Raw genomic sequence first — 20,636 nt, 5'->3', positions numbered from 1 at the left:
GAGGTAACAGACAGGTTGCATTGCAAAAAGGTTGCCCGATTTATCGGAGTGCAGCGATATTAGTTGATATTTTTAAATAACTGCGGCGTTTGTCCGTAAACAGGCAATTTGCCGTCCCATTTTTCAATGTACATTTTTTGCAAAAGCAAAGGAGATAGTGTGCTGGTAATCAGCTTGTTGGCATTGGCTTCTGCCTCAGCGCGAATGCGGATGGCTTCGGCTTCGCCTTTGGCTTGTTCTATATTTTTCTGTGCTTCGGCAATGATGCGCTGCTTTTCGTTTTCTGCCCTGATGGCGTCTTGCACAGCCTTGATTTTGGCATTAACGGCTTCTTCCAATGTGGCAGGCATACGGATTTTGCCAATAATACCGATTTGCTGAATTTCAAAGCCGGCTTTTTGCAAGTCGCGGCGCAGTATTTTTTCTACTTCCGCTTCAAAATCACCGCGCTTAGATACCATGTCTTCGGCAGTGTAAGTAGAGGCTACACTGTTGTGCGCATTGCGTACCATGGTGCGGATAAACTCATTGGTAATCTGGCGCAAATCTTTGCGGTAGGTGCGGAAAATATCGGGCACCCGCTCGGGAATTACCTGATAGTCTAAGCCTACGTCAAAGGAAAGGCTCAAACCGTCGCGGGTAGTAACGGTAAATTCTTCATTCACCGGGCTGTCTTCGGTAAGCTCGGCAGTCCATACCTTGTGCTGTACAAAGGTCGGGAACTCATAGATGGCAGTTGTAACGGGGTTGTACCAAACCATGCCCGTAACTTCGGTAATGTCCTGCACGCCTTTGTCTTGTCCGTACAGATTAACCTTGATGCCTACATAGCCCGCATCAATCCGCGTGCATGAAACCGTGGAGAACATGACGGTAGCCACCAAAACTACCACTATCAATATGGTGATACTGCGTTTCATATGTCGTTTGTTAAAGGTTGTTAATCTGTTTTACGGTCAAATCTTGATTCAAGTTAAGCACTGATGCCGTATTTTTGAGGAAATCACCTAAAAAATCTCTTTTCTCATGTTCACCGGACTATTGCACACGCACAAATTGGTTGTAGTGCTTTTCTTGCTCATCTATCTGGTAAAAACAGCCCTTTTGCTGGCCAACAAAACCGACACATTGGAGCGTTTCAAGAAGATAATACGCATTCCCGAAATGATTGTCAGCACACTTTTTCTGCTGACGGGGGCTGTGATGCTGTTCCAATTGCCACAAATTCATATATACATGTGGATTAAAATTGCTGCTGTTTTTGCCTCTATTCCGCTGGCTGTTGTTGGTTTTAAACGCAGCAATAAAGCGCTGGCTACACTGTCTTTTGTGCTGCTGCTGGTTTCCTACGGCCTTGCCGAAATGAGCCGCAACGCACCCGTACAGGAATTGGCAGCAGGGGTAGTAACCGATGCCACGCAAAGCGGTTACGATATTCAGTTGCACGGAAAGGCAGTTTACGATGCCAACTGTGTGGTTTGCCATGGCGAAGATGGTGCACTCGGCGCAGCAGGTGCCAAAAATCTGGCGGTTAGCCAACTGAGCGCGGAGGAAGCCGTGCAGATTATCACCAACGGAAAAAATGCCATGCCCAAATACAAAAAGGCACTTTCCGAACAAGACATCAAGGCGGTAGCCGCTTACATCGGCACATTGAAGAAGTAATCCGTAAAAATATTTTTTTATTGATTTTGCTTCTTTAATTTTGTTACGCTTACATTCGTAAAAACGCGACGGGTTTTCAAAACCCGTCGCGTCTGCGTAAGATAACTGTCAAAATCCGCCATGCTCAAACATCTGGTCATCAGAAACTACGCGCTCATTCGGCAACTGGAAATCAGCCCTTCGGCGCACCTGAACATTATCACAGGTGAAACCGGTGCGGGTAAATCCATTATGCTGGGTGCGATAGGCCTGCTGCTGGGCGACCGAGCCGACACCAAAGTATTGCTGAATGAAGGCGAAAAATGCGTAGTAGAGGGACAGTTTGATATCTGCGAATACGATTTACAACCGCTTTTTGAAGAATCAGACCTCGATTTTGACGGCCATTGTACCATACGGCGCGAAATCAGTCCGGCGGGTAAATCGCGGGCATTCATTAATGACACACCCGTTACGCTGGAAGTGCTGCGCCGCATTGGCAGCCGTTTGATGGACATCCACAGTCAGCACGATACGCTGCTGCTGGCCGCCGATGACTTCCAACGCGATTTGCTCGATGCTTTTGCTCAGCATCAGCCCTTGGTTGATGCCTATGCGCAAGCCTACCGCACTTGGCGCAAGGCAGAACAGGCGCTGCAAAAACTGCTTGCACAGGCCGATGCACTCCGCAAAGACGCAGACTATAATCAATATTTATTGGAAGAACTGCGCCAACTGCCGCTCGATGAGATGCAACAGGAGGCAATGGAGCAGGAACTGGAACGACTTGACAACATAGAAACCATCAAAACACAGTTGGCATTGCTGGGGCAGATGCTCGCCAACGATGAAAACGCTGCCGAAAACATTCTGCGAAGCGCCCTGAGCGAGATACGCAAAATCGTTAATTATTCTCCACGCTATCAGGCACTTGCCGAAAGGATGGAGAGTTTGTTCATTGAACTGCGCGACATTGGTTCTGAATTGGAAAGCGAGGAGGGTAGCCTGTTTTTTGATGAAGAGCAGGCTTACACGCTCAAATTGCAATTAGACAAACTTTACACGCTGCAAAAGAAACACGGCGCGGCAACTGTTGCGGAGCTTATTGCGCTTCGCAACTCATTGGCAGATAAACTCAGCCTTACCCACAATCTGGATGAGGCCATTGCCGATGCCCGCACCGCGCTGGAACAGGCAGAGGCTGCCATGCGTGCAGCAGCGGCACAACTAAGCGAAAGCCGACGAGCTGCCGCAGCCCCTGTTGCCCTGCAAACCAACGCACTGCTGCAAGATTTGGGTATGCCGAACGCGCGCCTTGAAATACAAGTAAGCGATACAGCCCCTGCACCCCACGGTGCCGATTTAGTAACATTCCTGTTCAGTGCCAACAAAGGCATCCGCCCCGAACCGCTGAAAAATGTGGCTTCGGGTGGCGAATTTTCGCGCCTGATGCTTTGTCTGAAATACATTTTGGCAGGCAAAACAGCCCTTCCCACCATCATTTTTGATGAAATTGACACAGGTATTTCGGGCGAAATTGCCATCAAGGTAGGCAAAATGCTGCGCGAGATGTCCAAAAAGCATCAGTTGTTTGTTATCAGCCACTTGCCGCAAACAGCAGCCAACGGAGAGCAGCACTACTATGTTTACAAAGACGATACGGCAGACAGGGTGATTAGCTGCATCCGCGAACTGAGCTACGAGGAAAGGGTAGGGGAGATTGCTCAGATGATAGGCGGCGCTAAACCTTCGGAAACCGCCTATCAGAGTGCACGCGAATTATTGGCAATGTACCATTAGCGGGCTGCCAATTCGTTTAAGGAGATTTTTTGGAAGTATTCTTTCAACTTTTCTGTGTCTTTCTGGTTGTTGGCTTCCATTTTAACAAGGAATCGGCCGCCGATGACGGCACTTAATTCGGCTACCTGCCTGTTTTTCTGATAAATCAGCGAGCCTTTGATATCCTCACCCTGTTTAAAGCCCGTCTGCTTCATATCGTTGTTTTCCATGGATATTTCGGCAGCCATGCTGAACATAGTCAGTGCACCCTGCGAAACAGCATTTGCGCCGCCGTTGTAGTCGCTCAACTCAATGTTCACGTAGTCCTGCCCTTTGGTAAGTCTTTTGCGTACAACCGAAACACTCATGCCGGGCATACTGGTCGTTTCGCCTTTTGCTTCTCCTTCGGCTTTGTAGCCGTCAATTTCGTCAGGTAAAAATTTGCCCAATTCGCTGTAAGGGATAGCAAGCGTATCCCCGCGTTTGATGCGCTCTTCTAACTTTTTGTTAGCGTCTTTTTGCGACTGTTCGGCAGCTTTTATCATGTCTTCGGCTTTGTCGAGCATGTTGGTAACGCCTACTTCTTCGCCCTCTTCCATTTCCTGATTTTCGGGCTTAGAACCTCCGCAAGCGGCAAGCACGGCTACTAACGCAAGGGCAGCTATGCTCATTTTGAAAGATTTGTTCATAAAAATTCGTTTGTTGGTTTGTGAATAATGGGCTGAATGTAGCAAATTTTTTTCACTCTCTCATTCAACAAATCTTGATGTAAATTTGACAGGCAATTGATTCACGACTAATTTTAAGTATGACAAAGCGATTGGTATTACTGCTGGCAGCGCTGCTGGCCTGCACCTGTATGGTATGCGGGCAAACAAACGAGCGCGGTATGCCTTTTATACATAATTACCTCCCCAAAGAATACAAAGCCGGCATGGCTAACTGGGCTATCGTGCAAGACGGGCGAGGAATCCTCTATTTTGGCAACGATAACGGCATATTGGAGTACGATGGCAATCAGTGGAAACTTATCAAAACGGGCGGTGCTGTCCGCACGTTGGCAAGAGATGCCAAAGGGCGGATTTATGCCGGAGGCGTAGGGCATTTCGGTTATTTGCAGGTAGATTCGCTTGGGCGTATGCGTTACCAGTCGCTGCAAAGCCTGCTTCCTGCCGACAAACGCTCATTCGGTGAAGTATGGACGGTTAATTGCCTCACAGAGGGCGTATTTTTTCAGGCCGACGAATCCGTTTTTATTTTGAAAGAAAACAAAGGGCAGCCGTATTTGCAGATTGTTCCGGCAGAAACGTTTTTTAGTTTCGGTTTTGCCGTGCGCGACCAGTTTTATGTGCAGCAAAGCGACCGCGGCCTAATGAAGTGGGTAGGCAGCAAATTAGTTCCCGTTAAAGACACAGACATGTTTTCCGCTTCCCTCATCAGTCAGGTATTGCCGTGGGGTACCAACGAGTTGCTGATTTGCGTGCAAAACATGGGGCTTTACACTACGCAACAGGGTAAAATAGTTAAGTGGAACACAGAGGCGGACGAATTGCTGCGCGATTTCAGAAGCTACAACGCACAGTGGATTAACTACGGTAAAAACAACAAAACGCTGGCTGTCGGTATGCTCGGCGTAGGGGTGCTGATGATTGATGAAAACGGCAAATTGCAGGGCATCTATAACAAACGCAACGGCTTGGCGGATGACTTTGTGCTGTCTTTTGCCGAAGATGGACAAAACGGGCTTTGGATGGGGATGTATAACGGTATTGCCCGTATGGAGTATCCCTCTGAATTTCAGTTGTATAACGAGCAGTACCAGCAACTGAAAGGAGCCGTTAATGCCATTGCCAAGCATCAGGGCAAACTGTATGTAGCTACTTTGAGCGGTCTTTTTCGTTTGGCACCCCGCGAGTTGACACATGCGGCAGCCACCCGCCGTTTTTACGACGCACAGTTTGAGCCGGTGCAGGGGTTCAAGTTGGACTGTTGGGCATTGTTGCCTGTGGACAAGGATTTGCTTGTCGGTACTTTTATGGGGGTTAAGTTGCTGCGCGGCGATGCTGTCGGCGACATTGGCGAAGAATCTACGCCCCCCAATATTTTTTGCTTTGAACGTTCGCACATAGACCCCGACCGCGTGTTTGTAGGTTCGGCGTACAGTATGCGCTGCATCTACCGCAAAAACGGCAACTGGATAGACGAGGGGAAGTTTGAAGGCCTGCGCGACGATATCCGCCACATCAAAGAAGATAAGGACGGCAACGTATGGGCTGCCACGCTGAACAACGGCATCTACCTGATTGACTTTGCCAAGGGCAGCAGCTACAAGTTCAGCATGACTCCTCAGATTCGCCGTTTGGGAACGGCAGAGGGGCTGCCATCGCTTGCCGATAACCACCTGTTTCTTATCAAAGGTCAAATTCGGGTAGCCACCGAGCGCGGCATTTACAAATACGAAGGCGGCAAGTTTGTCCCCGACAGTGCATTTGACCAACCTTTCAACAGCGAAGGCCGTAAAGTAATGCTTCCTGCTACCGACCCCAAGGGCAATATTTGGCTGTTTTCTGCGCATCGGGGCAAGATAGAGGCGGGTTTCCTGCAAAAAACGGATAACGGCTATGTGTATCGCCCCGGTTCGTTGAACCGTTTGGACGAGCTACATGCCGTTCAGGCAATTTACACGGGCGACAGCTCCGCCGTTTGGTTCAGCGATATCAATGGGATTTACCGCTACGAGCGCAAGGAAAATATTTCCACGGATTTTACTTTCCGCGCATTGATACGGCGCGTAAGTATCGGGCAAGATTCAACTTTGTTCTACGGCAACTTTGCCAATAAAGAAGGGCTTGCGGTAACTGAACAGTCTGCTGTTTTCAGTCCAGACCTGCCCTACGAGTGGAATCGGATTCGGTTTGATTTTACGGCTACCGCCTTTAACAGTCCCCATGCCAACCGATTCCAATGCAAATTGGACGGTTTGGAAAAAGAATGGAGCGAGTGGAGCGACAGCCGCTACAAGGAGTACACCAACCTTGCCGAAGGTCATTATGTGTTTCGGGTGCGTGCCCGCGATGTTTTCGGCAATATCAGCAGCGAGGCAGAGTACCACTTTGCCATTAAGGCACCGTGGTATCGGACGGTGGTTGCCTATGCGCTGTACATTGTGGTTGCCATTCTGGTGATTTGGCTGATTGGCGAGTGGCGGTTGCGTGCCGTTGCCAACGAAAAAGCCACACTGGCGCAACAGGTTGCCCTGCGCACACAAGAGTTGAGCAGTGCCAATGCAGAGTTGGAGGCTACGCTGGCACAGATTAAGACTCAGAACGAGGTTATTCAGCAAAAATCTGCCGAACTGAGCCATGCCAACGAGCAGTTGTTTGATTTGAACAACGAACTGAGCCGCACTTTGGCGCGGGTACAGCAGCAAAACCGCGAAATAGAAATGCAGCGCGACCAGATTCGCCTGCAACAGGAAAACACGGAAAGCAGCATTCGCTATGCCCGCCGCATTCAGGATGCCATGCTGCCCGATGCAAACGAACTATCCCGCTTTTTTTCAGGCTATTTTATCCTGAATCGCCCGCGCGATATTGTCAGCGGCGATTTTTACTGGTTTGCCGAAAAACAGGGCAAAATAATAGTTGCCGTAGTGGATTGTACAGGGCACGGCGTTCCCGGTGCGATGATGAGTATGTTGGGTACTTCATTCCTCAACAGCATTGCAGCCGAGCAGTCTCAACCCGACACGGCAATGATTCTCAATGCCATGCACCAACACGTGCGGGAAGCCCTGCAACAGGAAAAAGGCATCAACCGCGACGGTATGGATATGTCGGTGATTGTTTATGACCCGCTGGCAAGTACCGTCCAGTTTTCCGGTGCGCGCAACTCGCTGTATCTGGTTCGCAACAGCATACTGACCGAGTACAAGGCAGACCGCTTGTCAATCGGCGGATTCCAAAAAGAAACGGAACGACTGTTTTCCGCACAGACAATAGACGTACACGCAGGTGATGTGCTGTATATGTTCACCGACGGTTACGCCGACCAGATTGGCGGAGCGAACAACCACAAACTGATGATAAAGCATTTCCGCGACCTTTGCGAGCGGGTAGGGGCTTTACCGATTCATCAACAGCAGGCGGCCTTTGACAAGCACCTCACCGACTGGATGGGCAGCGAGGCGCAGGTAGATGATATTTTGCTGGTGGGCTTGATGGTGTAACTCCCTACCATGCCAGCGACTCTTTGCTCAAAAATGCCGCAATACCGCGTTTGCAGTCCGGTGTGGCACGCGCAGCAGCGTTTTGAGCGGCCGCATGGGCAAGCGCTTCTTCCAAGGTCATGGATGGCACATCGGCAATCATTTGCTTGGTGGCTGCCATGGCCTGTGCCGAGTTGCTTGTGCAAAGGTGCTCGGCAAGTTCGCGCACGCGCTGTTGCAGGTTTTCTGCCGGAATAATTTCATTGACAAAACCAAACTGCATGGCCTTTTCGGCACTGATGAGGTCGCCTGAGAGCAGCAATTCCTTGGCGCGCCCTTCTCCGATTTTGCGCAGCAGAAAAACCATCACTATGGCAGGAATAAAACCGATTTTTACCTCCGTATAGCCAAATTTGGCTTCGGGAACGGCAATAACCCAGTCGCAGACGGTGGCAAGTCCGCAGCCGCCTGCTATTGCGTGCCCCTGTACCTGTGCAATAACCACTTTGGGCAGGCGATAAATTTGCAGGTAGAGTTCTTTCAGGTAGGTAGAATCTTCCAAGTTTTCTTCGTAGGAAAGCCCTTGCAGATTTTGCAGATAGTCCAAGTCGGCACCGGCGCAAAAAACTTTGCCTTCGGCACGCAATATCACTACTTTTATGGCATCATCGGCAGCGGCGGCGGCAAAAGCCTCTTTCAGTTCGCTGACCAACTGACGGCTGAACGCATTGCGTTTTTCGGGGCGGTTCAGGGTAATATAAGCGATGCGCCCCTCGGCATGGTAGATAATAGATTGCATGTGCGATGAAGTGTTGAGATTGAGTGCAAAGGTAAGACATACCATCTGCCGCCCATCGGATATCTGACAGAAACTTATGCTGGTTAAAACAAGGGGAATCGTCATCAACTTTTTGCGCTACCGCGAAACCTCGCTGATTGTTAAGGTTTACACCGAAACACTGGGCTTGCGTTCCTATATTGTCAATAGCGTGCGCAGCAGCAAAGGGAGCAGTAAAATAGCCCTTTATCAGCCGCTCACCCTGCTCGAGCTGACCGTTTACGAGAAACCCGATGCGGGGTTGCAACGCATATCGGATGCCCGATTGGCGTATCCTTACCGCCATATTCCTTTTTCCGTTACCAAAACCTCGGTTGCGTTGTTTTTGGCCGAAATACTTGGCAAAACCTTGAAGGAAGAAAAGGAAGACGAGGCACTTTTTAAGTTCTTGTTTGAAAGTCTGGTAACTTTTGACAACCTGACTACCGGCGAAGACCTTTTTCATCTGGTCTTTCTGGTGCGGCTGGCAACTTTGCTGGGCTTTGGTGCTGACTCTGCCGAGTCGCTGGCCGAGCAACTGCAAACCGCCCGCATACCGTTCAGTTTGGCCGAACACGGTGCCGCCTATCGTCAGCTATTGGAAATGCCTTACGGCACAACAAACGCTGCCGTTGCGGCGCACAGGTCACTTTTGCTGGATGCGCTCACTGCCTTCTTTGCCCTGCACTACGAAAACTTCGGCACGCTAAACTCGCTGGCCGTGCTGCGCAATTTGTAGCGGCTTACAGCGATTGCTCGCAATTTTATGCGTAATTTTGTCATTGCAACCAATAACCGCACGGTGAAATACAAAAGTTGGCATAAAGCTATGCTGTGCATGGCAACAGTTTTTCTGTTGAGTGCCTGCAATAATCAGGAATTGCGCAAGAAGAAAGTTAAGGTACAATACAACGGCCCGTTGGTGGAATTTCGGGGCGTAGAAACACTTTACAGCGATAATGCCATTATCCAATTGAAAATTGAAGCGCCCGAACAGTTCATTTTTCAAAACGGCGATGTGAAATATCCCAAAGGCGTCAAAATCAGCCGCTACGATGCCTACGGCAAAAAAATCAGCACCCTGCGCGGCGATTCGGGCAGTTATGATAAAACGCGACAGTTGTATCAGGCCTTCGGAAATATTGTGGTGGAAAATCTGGAACTGAACCAACGACTCTACACCACCCAATTAGACTGGGATCAGCCCAAACGCGAAATTCGCACCGATAAGCCCATTAAAATCGTTACGCCCAACGAAATGCTCGAAGGAGTCGGGTTGGTTTCTGACGAAAGTTTTAGCCGTTACCGTATATTGCGGCCATCGGGGACATTTTCTCTGAACCCTTAATAATTTCCCTATGAAGTTAGAACAGGTGATTATTTTGTCAGTTGCCGTTGCCTTATTTGTCATTGGCGTGCACCAGTCCTTTCTGTATGGTGTAATGGCAAGCTATTGGATTTTTATGCTGATAGCTGCGTTGTTGTTTTACTACAAACTCCGTAGCAATCGCTATCGGCAGGCGGCAGTTAAAGACACGCCGACCGAAAAGAAAAGCCCCAAATCAGTTAAACCAAGGCAGCGTTCCCGATGAATACGGCAATTGTTATTGTTATACTCTCGCTTGTATTGTCTGCCTTTTTTTCGGGCATAGAGTTAGCGTTTATCTCAGCCAATAAGTTGCACATCACGCTGCAAAAAAACAAGGGCGTATTTTGGGCAGATATTATAGCCCGCTACTACAACCGCCCTTCTTTGTTTATTACGGCCATGCTCATCGGCAATACCATCACGCTGGTGGTATATGGCATCTACATGTCGCAAATATTAGACCCCCAAGTGATGTACTTTGTCGGGCAGGTGCTGCAAATGAAGGGTACAACTGCTGAAATTGCATTTATTGTTCTGCAATCAATGCTTTCTACGCTGTTGGTGCTGGCAGTTGCCGAATTTATGCCCAAGAGCATCTCATTAATCAATCCCGATAAATTGCTGGCAATTTTTGCGCTGCCCATCCACCTGTTCTATCTGATACTGTATCCCTTTGTTTATGTTGTTGTATCATTGACCAAGCTCGTGATTACGAGGGTTTTGCGGCTGGAATACTCCGAAGCCAACCCTGCTTTCGGCCTTACCGACCTGAACCATTACATTGGCAACCTAAACCGCAGCGAAGACAGGGAAACCAACGTTGATACCAAAATATTTTCCAATGCGCTTTCTTTCAAGTCCATTAAGGTGCGGGAGTGTATGCGCCCGCGCACCGAGATGGTAGCCGTTGATAAAGAAGATGGTTTGGAAGCCCTCAAAAAGGCATTTATAGAAAGCGGGCACTCCAAAATCTTTGTTTACGACGAAACAATAGACAACATCATTGGCTATTGCCATGCGATGGCATTGTTTAAAAAGCCGCAAAGCATAGACGAAATACTTTCTACGGTTATTATGGTGCCCGAAACCATGCCTGCCAATGAATTGATGGTTGATTTTATTGCCGAGCATAAAAGCATTGCCGTTGTGTTAGACGAATTTGGCGGCACAGCGGGGGTTGTCAGCATAGAAGACATCATGGAAGAAATTTTTGGAGAGATACATGATGAGTTTGACATTGTGCAGGAAGACATCAAAAAGGTAGATGCTGCCACCTATATCCTCAGCGCACGCTTGGAAATTGACTACATCAACGAACACTTGCAGTGGGGGCTGCCCACCGGCGATTATGACACGCTGGGCGGCTATCTGATTTCCATTGTTGAAAATATTCCCAAGCAAGGCGATGTTATAGAAACTGCGGATTTTGTCTTTACCATTCTTTCCACGCAGGAAACGCGCATCAATAAGGTAAAGGTGGAAATCAAAAATATGGAAGAACTGCCTTCCATACGTCCGGTATTTTGACGCATGTGAAGGCAGCTATTGCGCTCTTTGCGGCTTGTAGCCCGACTCTTCAAATATTTTTTGCACGTTGCGTTCCGCCATCAGTTGGGGCAGTGTTATTTCAGGGTGAGTTTTCATGTAGGAACGCACAATTTGCCAGCCTAACCATGTGCCGATTCGTCCCGGGCATTCGTCGCCTATCTCAAACGTATGCGGACGATGCTCAATATACCGTTTGCTTGCTATTTGCCCGGTTTCAAAAAACAAATTGTTCTTAACAAAATGTGCCCATATGACATCCTGATTGTCGTAAGAGTCGGTAACTTCCCGTGCCGTATAGCGGATAATGAGCGAGTCGGGTACGTGGGGCAACATTTCCGAGGTGAACTCATAGGCTTTACCGTAGGCAATCATCTGGTTGAGCAGCGTTTGGTTGCTTTCGTCAATTTGATTATAGCGTGCCGAAAGCATCAGTATGACTGCCGGGGCAATCAACTCTTTTCGGTAGTGCGTGAAAATATAGTTAGGGTCGGGGGAACGGTAGCGCGAAGCCTGCCCCATAAAATAATCCAGCCCGATAAAAATGGCCGAGTCGGAAACGGCCAAGTCGTTGCCATAGCCTGTTATCATGGTGTAAACAACCGGCACCTGAAAATCAGGGTAGTAGTATTTAACCATGCGGAAGGCTTGCTCCAATTCTGCTTTGATAGCTGCCATATTGCCAAAGTAGGCCTGCGCCTCCATTGTTAGCGTATCTATGTACTCGCTGCGCCCCAGCCGCAACATGTCGCTAATGGGCACGGCGTCGTTGTTCAGGCGGTTGCGGAACAGAAACGTATTGGCAAATGCAGGGTATTTGTCCAAAAATTGTCGCGCCTCTTCCTCATTGCTGATGGCAGCAATTTCGCCTTCCAACCTGATAAGCGACAGGTTTACGGCTATGTGTGAAACATCGGGCGCTTCTTTTTCTTTGGAGCAAGCCCAAACAACAGACAATAGAATAACAATCGGCAACAAGTACCGCTTCATAGTTTGCATGATGAATAAAAACAAGGGTAGTTTTATTTCATCCGCAAAGATTACATGTTTAGCTGTGGTTGCAAACTTTTTTCTTTCAACCAAATGCCAGCTTCGCGCGTGTTGTGGAAACAGGCGAGGTCTAAGTGGTTGCCGCCAAGGCTTACATGTACATTAATCAGATTGGCCGTTGCTGTGCCGCCTGCTTTTTCAGGATTGATGCTCAGCGCATATGCCTGAATACCTTGACGGGCTAATTGGCGTGTTTTTTCATGTACCAAGTAGGAGTAGGCATCTTCGCGGAGTACTTTCAACTTACTCAAATCGGAAAGCAGCAAGTGCGCTCCGGTTTGCTGAATGGCCTGCAAAACAATGGGAGTAGCCGTTACAAAACGCGCGTAATCCACAAATCCATACCAAGTTTCAATCAATACGTTTTCGGTAGGCAAATACTCAAGATGCAAAAAGTCATCATTGAAAAGTGTCTGGTTCATTAAGTCGGTAGTCTTCATATCACTAAAATCATAAGGTTGTTTGTTTGCCTGTGTAGTTTAGTGATACCATGCGGGTTATCCGCACCCGATGATTAACGCATCAGGGGTGCAAATATTGTGTGTTATAAATATAACTCAAAATCTCCTAATCCTTCCCGTACTACTTCCATAGTGCCATCTTGTTCGCAAAGTACTACCGTTGAAGGAACGTTGCCGCCGTAGCCCGAATCAATCACCATATCCACCACGTGCCCGTATTTGTCGTTGATAAGCGAGGGGTCGGTCATGTACTGAACGATTTCGTCCTCGTCTTTGATGGACGTTGTCAAAATCGGGTTGCCCAATTCTTTGACAATTGCACGGGGTACGTTGTGGTCGGGCACACGGATGCCTACCTGATTTTTTTTCTGTCCTACAATTTTAGGCACTTCGCTGCTCGATTCCAGAATGAAGGTAAAAGGGCCGGGCAGTGCTTTTTTCATCACCCGAAACACGGCGTTGGGAATCTGGCGTGCGTAGTTGCTGATGTCGGACAGGTCGTAACAAATAAACGACAGGTGCATTTTGTTAGGCTTTACGCCTTTGATGCGGCAGATGCGCTCAATCGCTTTGGCGCTGTACAGGTCGCAACCGATGCCGTAAACCGTATCGGTCGGGTAGATGATAACGCCCCCCTCTCGCAGACATTCTACCACTCGGCGAATTTTCTGCGGTTCGGGATTTTGCGGATGAATGCTGATTAACTCTGCCATAATGCGAAGTTAATATTTTGTTACGCTTTGGAAAGAATTCTTTGGGCAGCATTTTTTTTGAACAGGGAAATTTTTTGAAAGCCGTAACTTCGCAAAAAAATTGGGCATATGATTCTCATAGACGGCAAAGCGGTATCGGAAAAGATACAGGAACAAATCAGGGAAGAAGTGGCAAGGCGCAAGGCAGAAGGCCGACGCATTCCGCATTTGGCGGCAGTGCTGGTAGGCAACGACGGCGCAAGCGAAACCTACGTAGGCAGCAAAGTCCGTACTTGCGAGCGCATCGGTTTTCACTCTACGCTCATTCGCTTGCCCGAGACCATCAGCGAAGCCGAACTGCTGGCACAGGTGCACAGCCTGAATGAAAACCCCGACATTGACGGCTACATTGTGCAACTGCCTTTGCCGAAACATATCAACGCCGAAAAAATTACGTATGCCATCAGCCCCGAAAAAGATGTGGATGGTTTTCATCCGGCCAATGTGGGCAAATTAGCACTGGGGCTGCCTACTTTTATCCCTGCCACGCCTTTCGGCATTGTGCAACTACTGGCGCACTACGGCATTGCCACCGAAGGCAAGCATTGCGTAGTGGTAGGCCGCAGCAATATTGTAGGTATGCCGATGGGGCTGCTCATGTCGCGCAATGCCTACCCGGGCAACTGTACGGTTACGATTACGCACAGCCGCACCCCCAACTTGGCAGAGGAAACCCGCCGCGCCGATATCCTGATAGCTGCCCTTGGACGACCTGAATTTATCAAGGCCGATATGGTGAAGGAAGGTGCCGTGGTGATAGACGTAGGCATTACCCGCGTGCCCGATGCTTCCAAAAAATCGGGTTACAGCATCAAAGGCGACGTGGCATTTGACGAAGTTGCGCCGAAATGCAGCTACATCACGCCCGTTCCCGGCGGCGTAGGGCCAATGACCATTGCTTCGCTGTTGAAAAATACGCTGTTGGCTTGTGGGGAGGAGTAATGAAAAATTGCTATTTTAGCATCATCAAATACGAGTACCATGCTGTCGCGTGAAAAAAGCCTTTCCGAGTTGGTTGCAGAGCATCATTCCATCGGTGCGGTATTGCATTTGTTTGGCATTGATTTTTGTCAGCATGGCAATAAAACATTAGAAGCGGTTTGTCGCGAGAAGCGCATGAGCACAGCCCCCATCTTGAAAGAGTGGGAGTCTATGCGACAACAAGAGCGATTTTCCATGCCCGAGTTGCTCAAAGGCTACACGGTAGATGCCATTATTGACTACCTGAAAAATTCGCATCGCGTGTTTATGCGCCGCCGCCTGCCCTATATGCAACACTTGGTGAGCCGTGCACAGCCGCAAAACCTGTCATCTGCCATGCAGGAAACGCTGGACGATTTGAAAATTGCTTTCCCGCTGTTTGCAGAAGATTTTGTACGCCACATTTTGGAAGAAGAAAACGAAACTTTCCGCTATATTTTGGTGCTGGACGATGCCCTGTATCATCGCGGCGGATTGGGTAAAGCCTTTTTTGCTATGCAGAAACATACTATGCAGAGCATTGCGGCACACCACCACGACGATGACGACGATATGCGCGGCATCCGCGAACTAACCCGCGACTATGCAACCGATGCCACCACTCCGTTGGTTATTCGCGTGCTTTACTCCGAGCTGCAACGCTTTGAAAATGAGTTGCAAGCACATGCAGCCATAGAAAATCGCATCCTTTTGCCCAAAGCCTTTGCGCTGGAAAGTAAAGTGAAGCGCCTGATGCAGGAAAAAGCGGGATTGAATTAATCCCTGCCCGTGATTACGTAGTTGAGTTTTCGGTTTTCGCCTTTTTGCAGGAATTCTTTTACAAGCCGACTTTCTAAAAATTCGGGCATAAACGGGTTGCTGTTGGCATGAAAAAACGAAAGTTTCGGCAAATCCATCAATTTTTCTATCGGCAGGTCGGACAGTTGGTTTTGTGCCACGTTCACTTCGCGAATGTTGGGTAGTTGCAGGATGAAGTTGGGGAAAATGCTCAAACGGTTTTCCTGTACGCGCAGCACTTCCAGATTTTGCAGCGCCGCGTAGCTGTCACTCAATTGACTCAGGCGGTTGCGGTGCGCATAAAGACCTTTTAAGTGTTGCAGTTGGGCAATACTTTCGGGCAGTTTTTCAATTCGGTTGAAAGACAGGTACAAATGTGTCAGATTTTTCAGGTGGCTGATTTTTTCGGGGACTTCCGTTATCTGATTCATGTACACATCCAATTCTTCCAATGCCTGCAAATCAAAAATGCAGTCGGGGATGGCAGTAAGTTGATTACCGTACAGAATGATTTGCCGCAACTGCTGCAAGCGGGCTGTTTCGGGGGCTACCTGTGCAATTTTATTACCGGCCACATTGATGGATATCAGCGAGCGGTATTGCCCGATTGCGGGCGGCAATATTTCCAACCGATTGGAAATCAGGCTTAGTTTTTTTAATTGCGGCAGCGGATACCATGTAATATCATGTGTGAGGCGGTTGTAGTCGGCATAAAATGCACTCAGATGCTTTAGTTTCTTCATTTGGTGCGGCAGCGAAGTGAGGCGGTTGCGGCTGATATTGAGCGTATCTAACTTGCGGATTTTCCACACACGCGGCATTTCAGTTAAGTAGCGGTTGTTAATAACCAGCGTGCGAACGTGGCGCAACTTGCCGATTTTTAATAGTTGCTGCTCAACAGCTTCAGTCTGTGCGCTGTTCAGCGTGGCGAAGCTGTCCAGTACCTGACGCTGTCGGGCAGCCGACATGCTTTTGAGCCTTTCGGTCATTAAACTGTCGGGTGCAAAGCGTTGCTGTTGTATCGGCGTGCCGTCGCAGGTGATTTTATGGAGTTTTTTCAGGCGATTGAGGCGGCGCGGCAGTTCGGCAATCGGATTGCGGCTCAAATCCAGCGTGCGCAGATTGGTGCAGGCATATACCCATTCGGGAATAGCAGTCAGGTTGCGTCCCGATAAATCAAGATACAAGATAGTGTCTTTGCGGGTAGAGTGGGCAGCCTCTGCGGATGCTGTATGACGGCGAAGCAAAAAGGTTGGGATTTGTGCCGAAAGGCTGCCCGCTGAGAGTAGAAACAAGAGCGTTAGTGGTAGTAAGGGCTTCATTGTTAAATGCTTATGCCGATTATCAGAGGGTCTGTCGCGGGGGTGTTGGCGGCAGCGGTTGGTTGCGCCTGCCACTCGTCCCACAGCGAACGGATGAGTTGTTTTTGGCGTACAGCGGGCAAATTATGCAATTCTTCCAGAATTTCTACGAGATATTGCCCGGCAAAAGCCCTGTTTTTGAAGCCGCACAGATGCTCTGCCATGCCCGTGGTAGCCATATAAAAGACTGTCCGATTAGGGCTGAACGGCTGCTCGTGTTGTTGGAAATCATCCGCATTGAAGGCATTATTGCTTTTACCCAATGGTTGGGGCATACCTTGCAAAACTTGTGTTTCGCCTGCCGTAATAACTATCAGGTTTTGGCAAGTTCCGGCAAATATCAATCGGTTGGCCTGATGGTTAATGAGCGTGATGCCTATGGAAAGGTCGGTTACATGCGGCATAATGCGGGAGGCTGTGCAAAAGTTGAGTTGCAATTCGGCCAGCAAGCAGGCGGGCAGGGTGATGCCATTGAGCACGGCGCTGTCTGTCAAGTGTTTGATTATCAGGCTAAAAATAGCGCCTTTGGGCAGGTCTTCGGTCAGGCAGACGGCAGTGATGACAAGGCTTTGTTTTTTTTCTGCCAAATGGTAAAAAGCCATCATTGATTTCTCGGGTTGTCCGGCCTGCGGGCGAAAGATAAAAGCATCTTTGCATACGGCTTTGACGGCTTCTTCGGTCGGTTGTATGATTTGTTGCAGTTGCATTAAAATGCCCCATTCTGCCGTTTGCGGAGCATTGGTATCGGCAGTTTCGGTCGCTAAGTGATTGCGTTGCCTTGCCATAATGAAGGCTTCATCTATGGCTTGGCGAAGCTCGTCAAGTTCCCAAGGTTTGGTCAAATAGCGAAAAATATTGCCCTTGTTGATGGCGCGGATGATGGCTTCCATGTCGGAGTAGCCTGTGAGCATCATGCGCACGGTTTGCGGAAACTCTGCGGCAGCTATCTCCAAGAGTTCCACGCCTGTCATTTCGGGCATGCGTTGGTCGGTAATCAGCACGTCAAAGGGGTGCTCAGGCGGCTGATTGCGCATCATTTGCAGCGCTTCTTTGCCCGAAAGGGCGGTTTGAATATCGTATAATCTGCGAAAAGCTGCTTTAAAGATGGTCAGATTATCAATCTCATCATCTACGTACAGGATTTTTGCCTGCCTTTGCGGAAGCATCATATCAGGTATGGGCTAATTGACGCGGTAAAATAATGAGAAATTGGCTGCCTTTTCCTTCGCGGCTGTTGGCGACGATATTGCCGCCGTGTTCTTTTACGATGCCTAATGCGATGGAAAGCCCGAGGCCTACGCCATCGCCAACTTCTTTGGTAGTAAAAAAGGGGTCAAAAATATGGGGCAGATGTTTCTGGGAAATACCGCGGCCTGTATCGGCAATGGTGATTGCTACGGCATCCTTCATGTCGGACGGTACGTGCCGTCCTTTGGCGGGGTAAGTAGTGGTAATAAATATAATGCCCTGATTGTCAATGGATTCTATGGCGTTAATCAATAAATTGAGAAACACCTGATTCAATCGGGCAGGGTAGCACTCTATCTTCGGAATGTTTCCGTAGTATTTTTCTATTTGGATACGGCTGGCAAATTGCCCGCTCAACAGCATAAGCACATTGTCTAAACTTTCTTCAATGTTGGTTAGTTTGATGAGATTTTCTTCATCTATACGGGCGAAGCTGCGCAATCCCTGTACAATTTCAAAGGTACGGGTAGCCCCTCGTTTGAGGCTTGCAACAAGTTCTTCGCTTTCGTTGAGCAACATGTCGGCGTTGTGGACTTTCTCCCATTGTTCAATAGCACTTTGCTTGCTGCCGTTGTGCAGTGCCGGATTGCGGTAAATGGTCAGCAGTTGTTTTAAATCAATAAAATTTCTTCGCAGCGAATCGGCTCCTGCATAAATAAAATTGATAGGGTTGTTGATTTCATGCGCAATGCCTGCCGCCATTTGTCCCAGTGAGGTCATGCGGTCTTGCTGTACTAATTGTGCCTGTGTTTTTTTAAGTGCTGCCAGTGTGGTGCGCAGTTCGGTATTGGTAACTTCCAATTGCTCCTTTTGGCGAACGGTGCGTTTGTAGAGGTAGCCAATGGCCAAACTCATCCCCACAAAAGCGGTGATTAATCCGGCGGCAATCATGAGTTTAAACTGCGTATCGCTTTCTATGCGCTTGTTGGCGCGGTCAAGTTCGGCATTTTTATCGGCAAGTTCGGCTATCTGTTGATGCGTGATTTGGGAAAGCGAGTCCCTTGCGGCAATGGCATCTTTCAGACGCATTAAAGCGCTGCGGGTCTGTTCGTTGCCTGCTGTCATCAGGCTGTGGTTTTTTAGCAGCAATTGCTCCAAAATTTCCATGCGTGCCAAATAGCGGCGGGCTTCTTCGGGGTGGATGTTGTTATCGGCGGAAAAACGCTTGGTCAGTTTTTCCATCTCATGGGTGATGAGGGTGTTGTATTTTTCAATTTCTGCACGATTGCCTTCCAGCGACCGCGTAATTTCGTCAAAATAGCGCATGTATGCCTGCCCGGTGTCTGTTGCCGCTTTGGCAGGGGCAGCAGGTGCCGTGTAGAGGCTGATGCGTTTGAGCGGGGTGCTGAAATTGCGTGCAGTAACAACACCGCCTGCTACTTTGAGTTTCGGCATATCCTGCAACCCCGATAAAGGCACGTAAATAACACCTTTGCTGTCGGCTGCAAATTCCTGCCGATTGTAAATCACGCGCGCCTCGTTTTGCAGTCGTTTCTGATGGTCATAAACAACAACTGCATACAACTCCGCATTGGCGGGCTGCTTGTAATACAAATGCAGAAAGTAGTTGTTGCGGTCGTTTAAAGATATTTTCACATCATCGGTGCTAAGCACTGACTGATTGACTTTGACGGTAGCCTGTGGCGAAAGTTTGATGTCGGCGGGTATGAAAAACGCGAAATAGCCGTTTTCATCGCTGATGCCGCTGCCTACTTCCGTGCCTTGTACGATAACGGCAACATTGGCATTGTTAATAGGGTCGCCGGTGCGTGTAATAACCCTGCCGACGAGGTTTTGCTGCGATGCCCGAAGGGTGATTTGCAGCAGTTGCTGTTCCGTATCGTAAAACCAATTGACTACGGAAAGTTTGTCATTGTTTACGCGTACCTGTTTCGGGCTGTTGAACGAGGCAGGAATCATGCTGCCAAATTGGCCTTTTCTGTCGGTAGTGAAAGGACGTAAGTTATCTACCTGAAATTCAATATTTACAGCAGGTCGTCCGTCATCAAACACAACCTTGCCGTGCAACAGTATCTCTTGCTGAGCTGCCGCAAGCGGCCAAAGGCCGAGAAAGCAAAAAATAAAAGGCAGAAGGCGCAACAACAACATCAACCGTATGATGAAAGGTGATAAAGTGTGCTAAGATACCTAAATTTGCTGTAAAAGTGAAATAAAATCGCAAAATATTGCAATATTTACGTGCTTAGCGCCATCGGTTAATTTGTCCTAACAGGATGCGGTTAGCTGCCAATTCGCGGTTAGAGAGTAGTGTATTGTAAATTTTCAGGTCTTTTTGCAGGTCGGCATCTTTGTTCAGGTAGCGGAAAATCTGCTCAATAAATTCGCTCAATTCGTCTTTGATACTGTAAAAAACCCATTGGTCAATTTTTCGGTAATTGACCAATCCGGCATTTTTGAGATAGGCCAAATGGCGCGAAATCTTGGTTTGCGTAAAATCCAGCACCATTTCCAAGTCGGAAATGCACATTTCTTTGTTTTTGTACAGTAAGAACAAGATTCGCAGGCGCGACTCATCTCCCAATGCCTTGAAAAACTGTTCGCCTACGCTTAAATTAAAGTGCTTTACTTTCATTTGATTATTCGTTTAAGCAAATATCTGCAAAATTTGGCATTTCAGGATTTCC

General features: G+C 48.5%; 19 protein-coding genes. 9 read left to right on the top strand and 10 right to left on the bottom strand.

Annotated features, from left to right (window positions below):
* Positions 1-59: 59 nt before the first annotated feature.
* Positions 60-920 carry a prohibitin family protein gene (locus NDK19_RS07480; RefSeq protein WP_250631241.1) on the bottom strand — a complete coding sequence of 287 codons (861 nt, stop codon included), beginning with the start codon at positions 918-920 and terminating at the stop codon, positions 60-62.
* Between the two features lie 106 nt (positions 921-1,026).
* Between NDK19_RS07480 and NDK19_RS07475 the strand changes: the two genes are divergently transcribed.
* Both NDK19_RS07475 and recN read left to right on the top strand, forming a co-directional pair.
* Entirely contained in the window at positions 1,027-1,665 is a 639-nt protein-coding gene (locus NDK19_RS07475; protein WP_250631240.1) for a cytochrome c, read from the top strand.
* Between the two features lie 120 nt (positions 1,666-1,785).
* Positions 1,786-3,444 carry a DNA repair protein RecN gene (recN, locus tag NDK19_RS07470; RefSeq protein WP_250631239.1) on the top strand — a complete coding sequence of 553 codons (1,659 nt, stop codon included), beginning with the start codon at positions 1,786-1,788 and terminating at the stop codon, positions 3,442-3,444.
* On the opposite strand, the gene NDK19_RS07465 is transcribed toward recN, so the two are convergent.
* On the bottom strand, positions 3,441-4,112 hold the full coding sequence (locus NDK19_RS07465; protein WP_250631238.1) for a hypothetical protein: 672 nt from the start codon (positions 4,110-4,112) through the stop codon (positions 3,441-3,443). The two genes, recN and NDK19_RS07465, sit on opposite strands and share 4 nt — an antisense overlap.
* Before the next feature lie 119 nt (positions 4,113-4,231).
* Between NDK19_RS07465 and NDK19_RS07460 the strand changes: the two genes are divergently transcribed.
* Positions 4,232-7,651 (top strand): SpoIIE family protein phosphatase, encoded by a 3,420-nt coding sequence (locus tag NDK19_RS07460; protein WP_250631237.1) that lies wholly within the window; start codon positions 4,232-4,234, stop codon positions 7,649-7,651.
* Positions 7,652-7,655: 4 nt separating this feature from the next.
* Here NDK19_RS07460 and NDK19_RS07455 read toward each other — a convergent pair whose 3' ends face one another.
* A complete protein-coding gene (locus NDK19_RS07455; protein ID WP_250631236.1) occupies positions 7,656-8,429 on the bottom strand; it encodes an enoyl-CoA hydratase/isomerase family protein in 774 nt (257 codons plus the stop codon).
* A gap of 76 nt (positions 8,430-8,505) precedes the next feature.
* On the opposite strand from NDK19_RS07455, the gene recO reads away from it, so the two are divergent.
* The 4 genes from recO (at position 8,506) to NDK19_RS07435 (ending at position 11,343) form a co-directional block, all read left to right on the top strand.
* Positions 8,506-9,186 carry a DNA repair protein RecO gene (gene recO, locus NDK19_RS07450; RefSeq protein WP_250631235.1) on the top strand — a complete coding sequence of 227 codons (681 nt, stop codon included), beginning with the start codon at positions 8,506-8,508 and terminating at the stop codon, positions 9,184-9,186.
* Positions 9,187-9,285: 99 nt separating this feature from the next.
* Entirely contained in the window at positions 9,286-9,795 is a 510-nt protein-coding gene (gene lptC / locus NDK19_RS07445) for an LPS export ABC transporter periplasmic protein LptC (RefSeq protein ID WP_250631234.1), read from the top strand.
* 10 nt (positions 9,796-9,805) lie between these two features.
* Positions 9,806-10,039: a hypothetical protein gene (locus NDK19_RS07440; RefSeq protein ID WP_250631233.1), complete on the top strand. Its 234-nt coding sequence runs from the start codon at positions 9,806-9,808 to the stop codon at positions 10,037-10,039.
* Positions 10,036-11,343 carry a hemolysin family protein gene (locus NDK19_RS07435; RefSeq protein WP_250631232.1) on the top strand — a complete coding sequence of 436 codons (1,308 nt, stop codon included), beginning with the start codon at positions 10,036-10,038 and terminating at the stop codon, positions 11,341-11,343. Before NDK19_RS07440 ends, NDK19_RS07435 begins: the two co-directional genes overlap by 4 nt.
* A 15-nt stretch (positions 11,344-11,358) precedes the next feature.
* On the opposite strand, the gene gldB is transcribed toward NDK19_RS07435, so the two are convergent.
* The 3 genes from gldB to NDK19_RS07420 all read right to left on the bottom strand — a co-directional run bounded on the left by gldB (position 11,359) and on the right by NDK19_RS07420 (position 13,588).
* Positions 11,359-12,351 (bottom strand): gliding motility lipoprotein GldB, encoded by a 993-nt coding sequence (gene gldB, locus NDK19_RS07430; protein WP_250631231.1) that lies wholly within the window; start codon positions 12,349-12,351, stop codon positions 11,359-11,361.
* 50 nt (positions 12,352-12,401) lie between these two features.
* The gene (locus tag NDK19_RS07425) at positions 12,402-12,851 is read right to left on the bottom strand and encodes a hypothetical protein (protein WP_250631230.1); all 450 of its coding nucleotides are present in this window, start codon (positions 12,849-12,851) and stop codon (positions 12,402-12,404) included.
* Between the two features lie 104 nt (positions 12,852-12,955).
* A complete protein-coding gene (locus NDK19_RS07420) occupies positions 12,956-13,588 on the bottom strand; it encodes an L-threonylcarbamoyladenylate synthase (protein WP_250631288.1) in 633 nt (210 codons plus the stop codon).
* A gap of 105 nt (positions 13,589-13,693) precedes the next feature.
* On the opposite strand from NDK19_RS07420, the gene NDK19_RS07415 reads away from it, so the two are divergent.
* Complete coding sequence (locus NDK19_RS07415) at positions 13,694-14,566, top strand: bifunctional 5,10-methylenetetrahydrofolate dehydrogenase/5,10-methenyltetrahydrofolate cyclohydrolase (RefSeq protein WP_250631229.1); 873 nt, start codon at positions 13,694-13,696, stop codon at positions 14,564-14,566.
* A 39-nt stretch (positions 14,567-14,605) separates the two neighbouring features.
* Complete coding sequence (locus NDK19_RS07410) at positions 14,606-15,364, top strand: DUF542 domain-containing protein (RefSeq protein ID WP_250631228.1); 759 nt, start codon at positions 14,606-14,608, stop codon at positions 15,362-15,364.
* On the opposite strand, the gene NDK19_RS07405 is transcribed toward NDK19_RS07410, so the two are convergent.
* The 4 genes from NDK19_RS07405 to NDK19_RS07390 all read right to left on the bottom strand — a co-directional run bounded on the left by NDK19_RS07405 (position 15,361) and on the right by NDK19_RS07390 (position 20,584).
* Complete coding sequence (locus NDK19_RS07405) at positions 15,361-16,677, bottom strand: leucine-rich repeat domain-containing protein (RefSeq protein ID WP_250631227.1); 1,317 nt, start codon at positions 16,675-16,677, stop codon at positions 15,361-15,363. The two genes, NDK19_RS07410 and NDK19_RS07405, sit on opposite strands and share 4 nt — an antisense overlap.
* Before the next feature lie 29 nt (positions 16,678-16,706).
* Positions 16,707-17,912: a response regulator gene (locus NDK19_RS07400; protein ID WP_250631226.1), complete on the bottom strand. Its 1,206-nt coding sequence runs from the start codon at positions 17,910-17,912 to the stop codon at positions 16,707-16,709.
* Position 17,913: 1 nt separating this feature from the next.
* A complete protein-coding gene (locus NDK19_RS07395; RefSeq protein WP_250631225.1) occupies positions 17,914-20,100 on the bottom strand; it encodes an ATP-binding protein in 2,187 nt (728 codons plus the stop codon).
* Positions 20,101-20,194: 94 nt separating this feature from the next.
* Positions 20,195-20,584 (bottom strand): ArsR/SmtB family transcription factor, encoded by a 390-nt coding sequence (locus NDK19_RS07390; protein ID WP_250631224.1) that lies wholly within the window; start codon positions 20,582-20,584, stop codon positions 20,195-20,197.
* Positions 20,585-20,636 lie beyond the last annotated feature (52 nt).

Source organism: Rhodoflexus caldus, assembly GCF_021206925.1.
GTDB lineage: Bacteria > Bacteroidota > Bacteroidia > Cytophagales > Thermoflexibacteraceae > Rhodoflexus > Rhodoflexus caldus.
The sequence above is the reverse complement of the archived record's forward strand: the minus strand, read 5'-3'. Positions and strand labels throughout refer to the sequence as shown.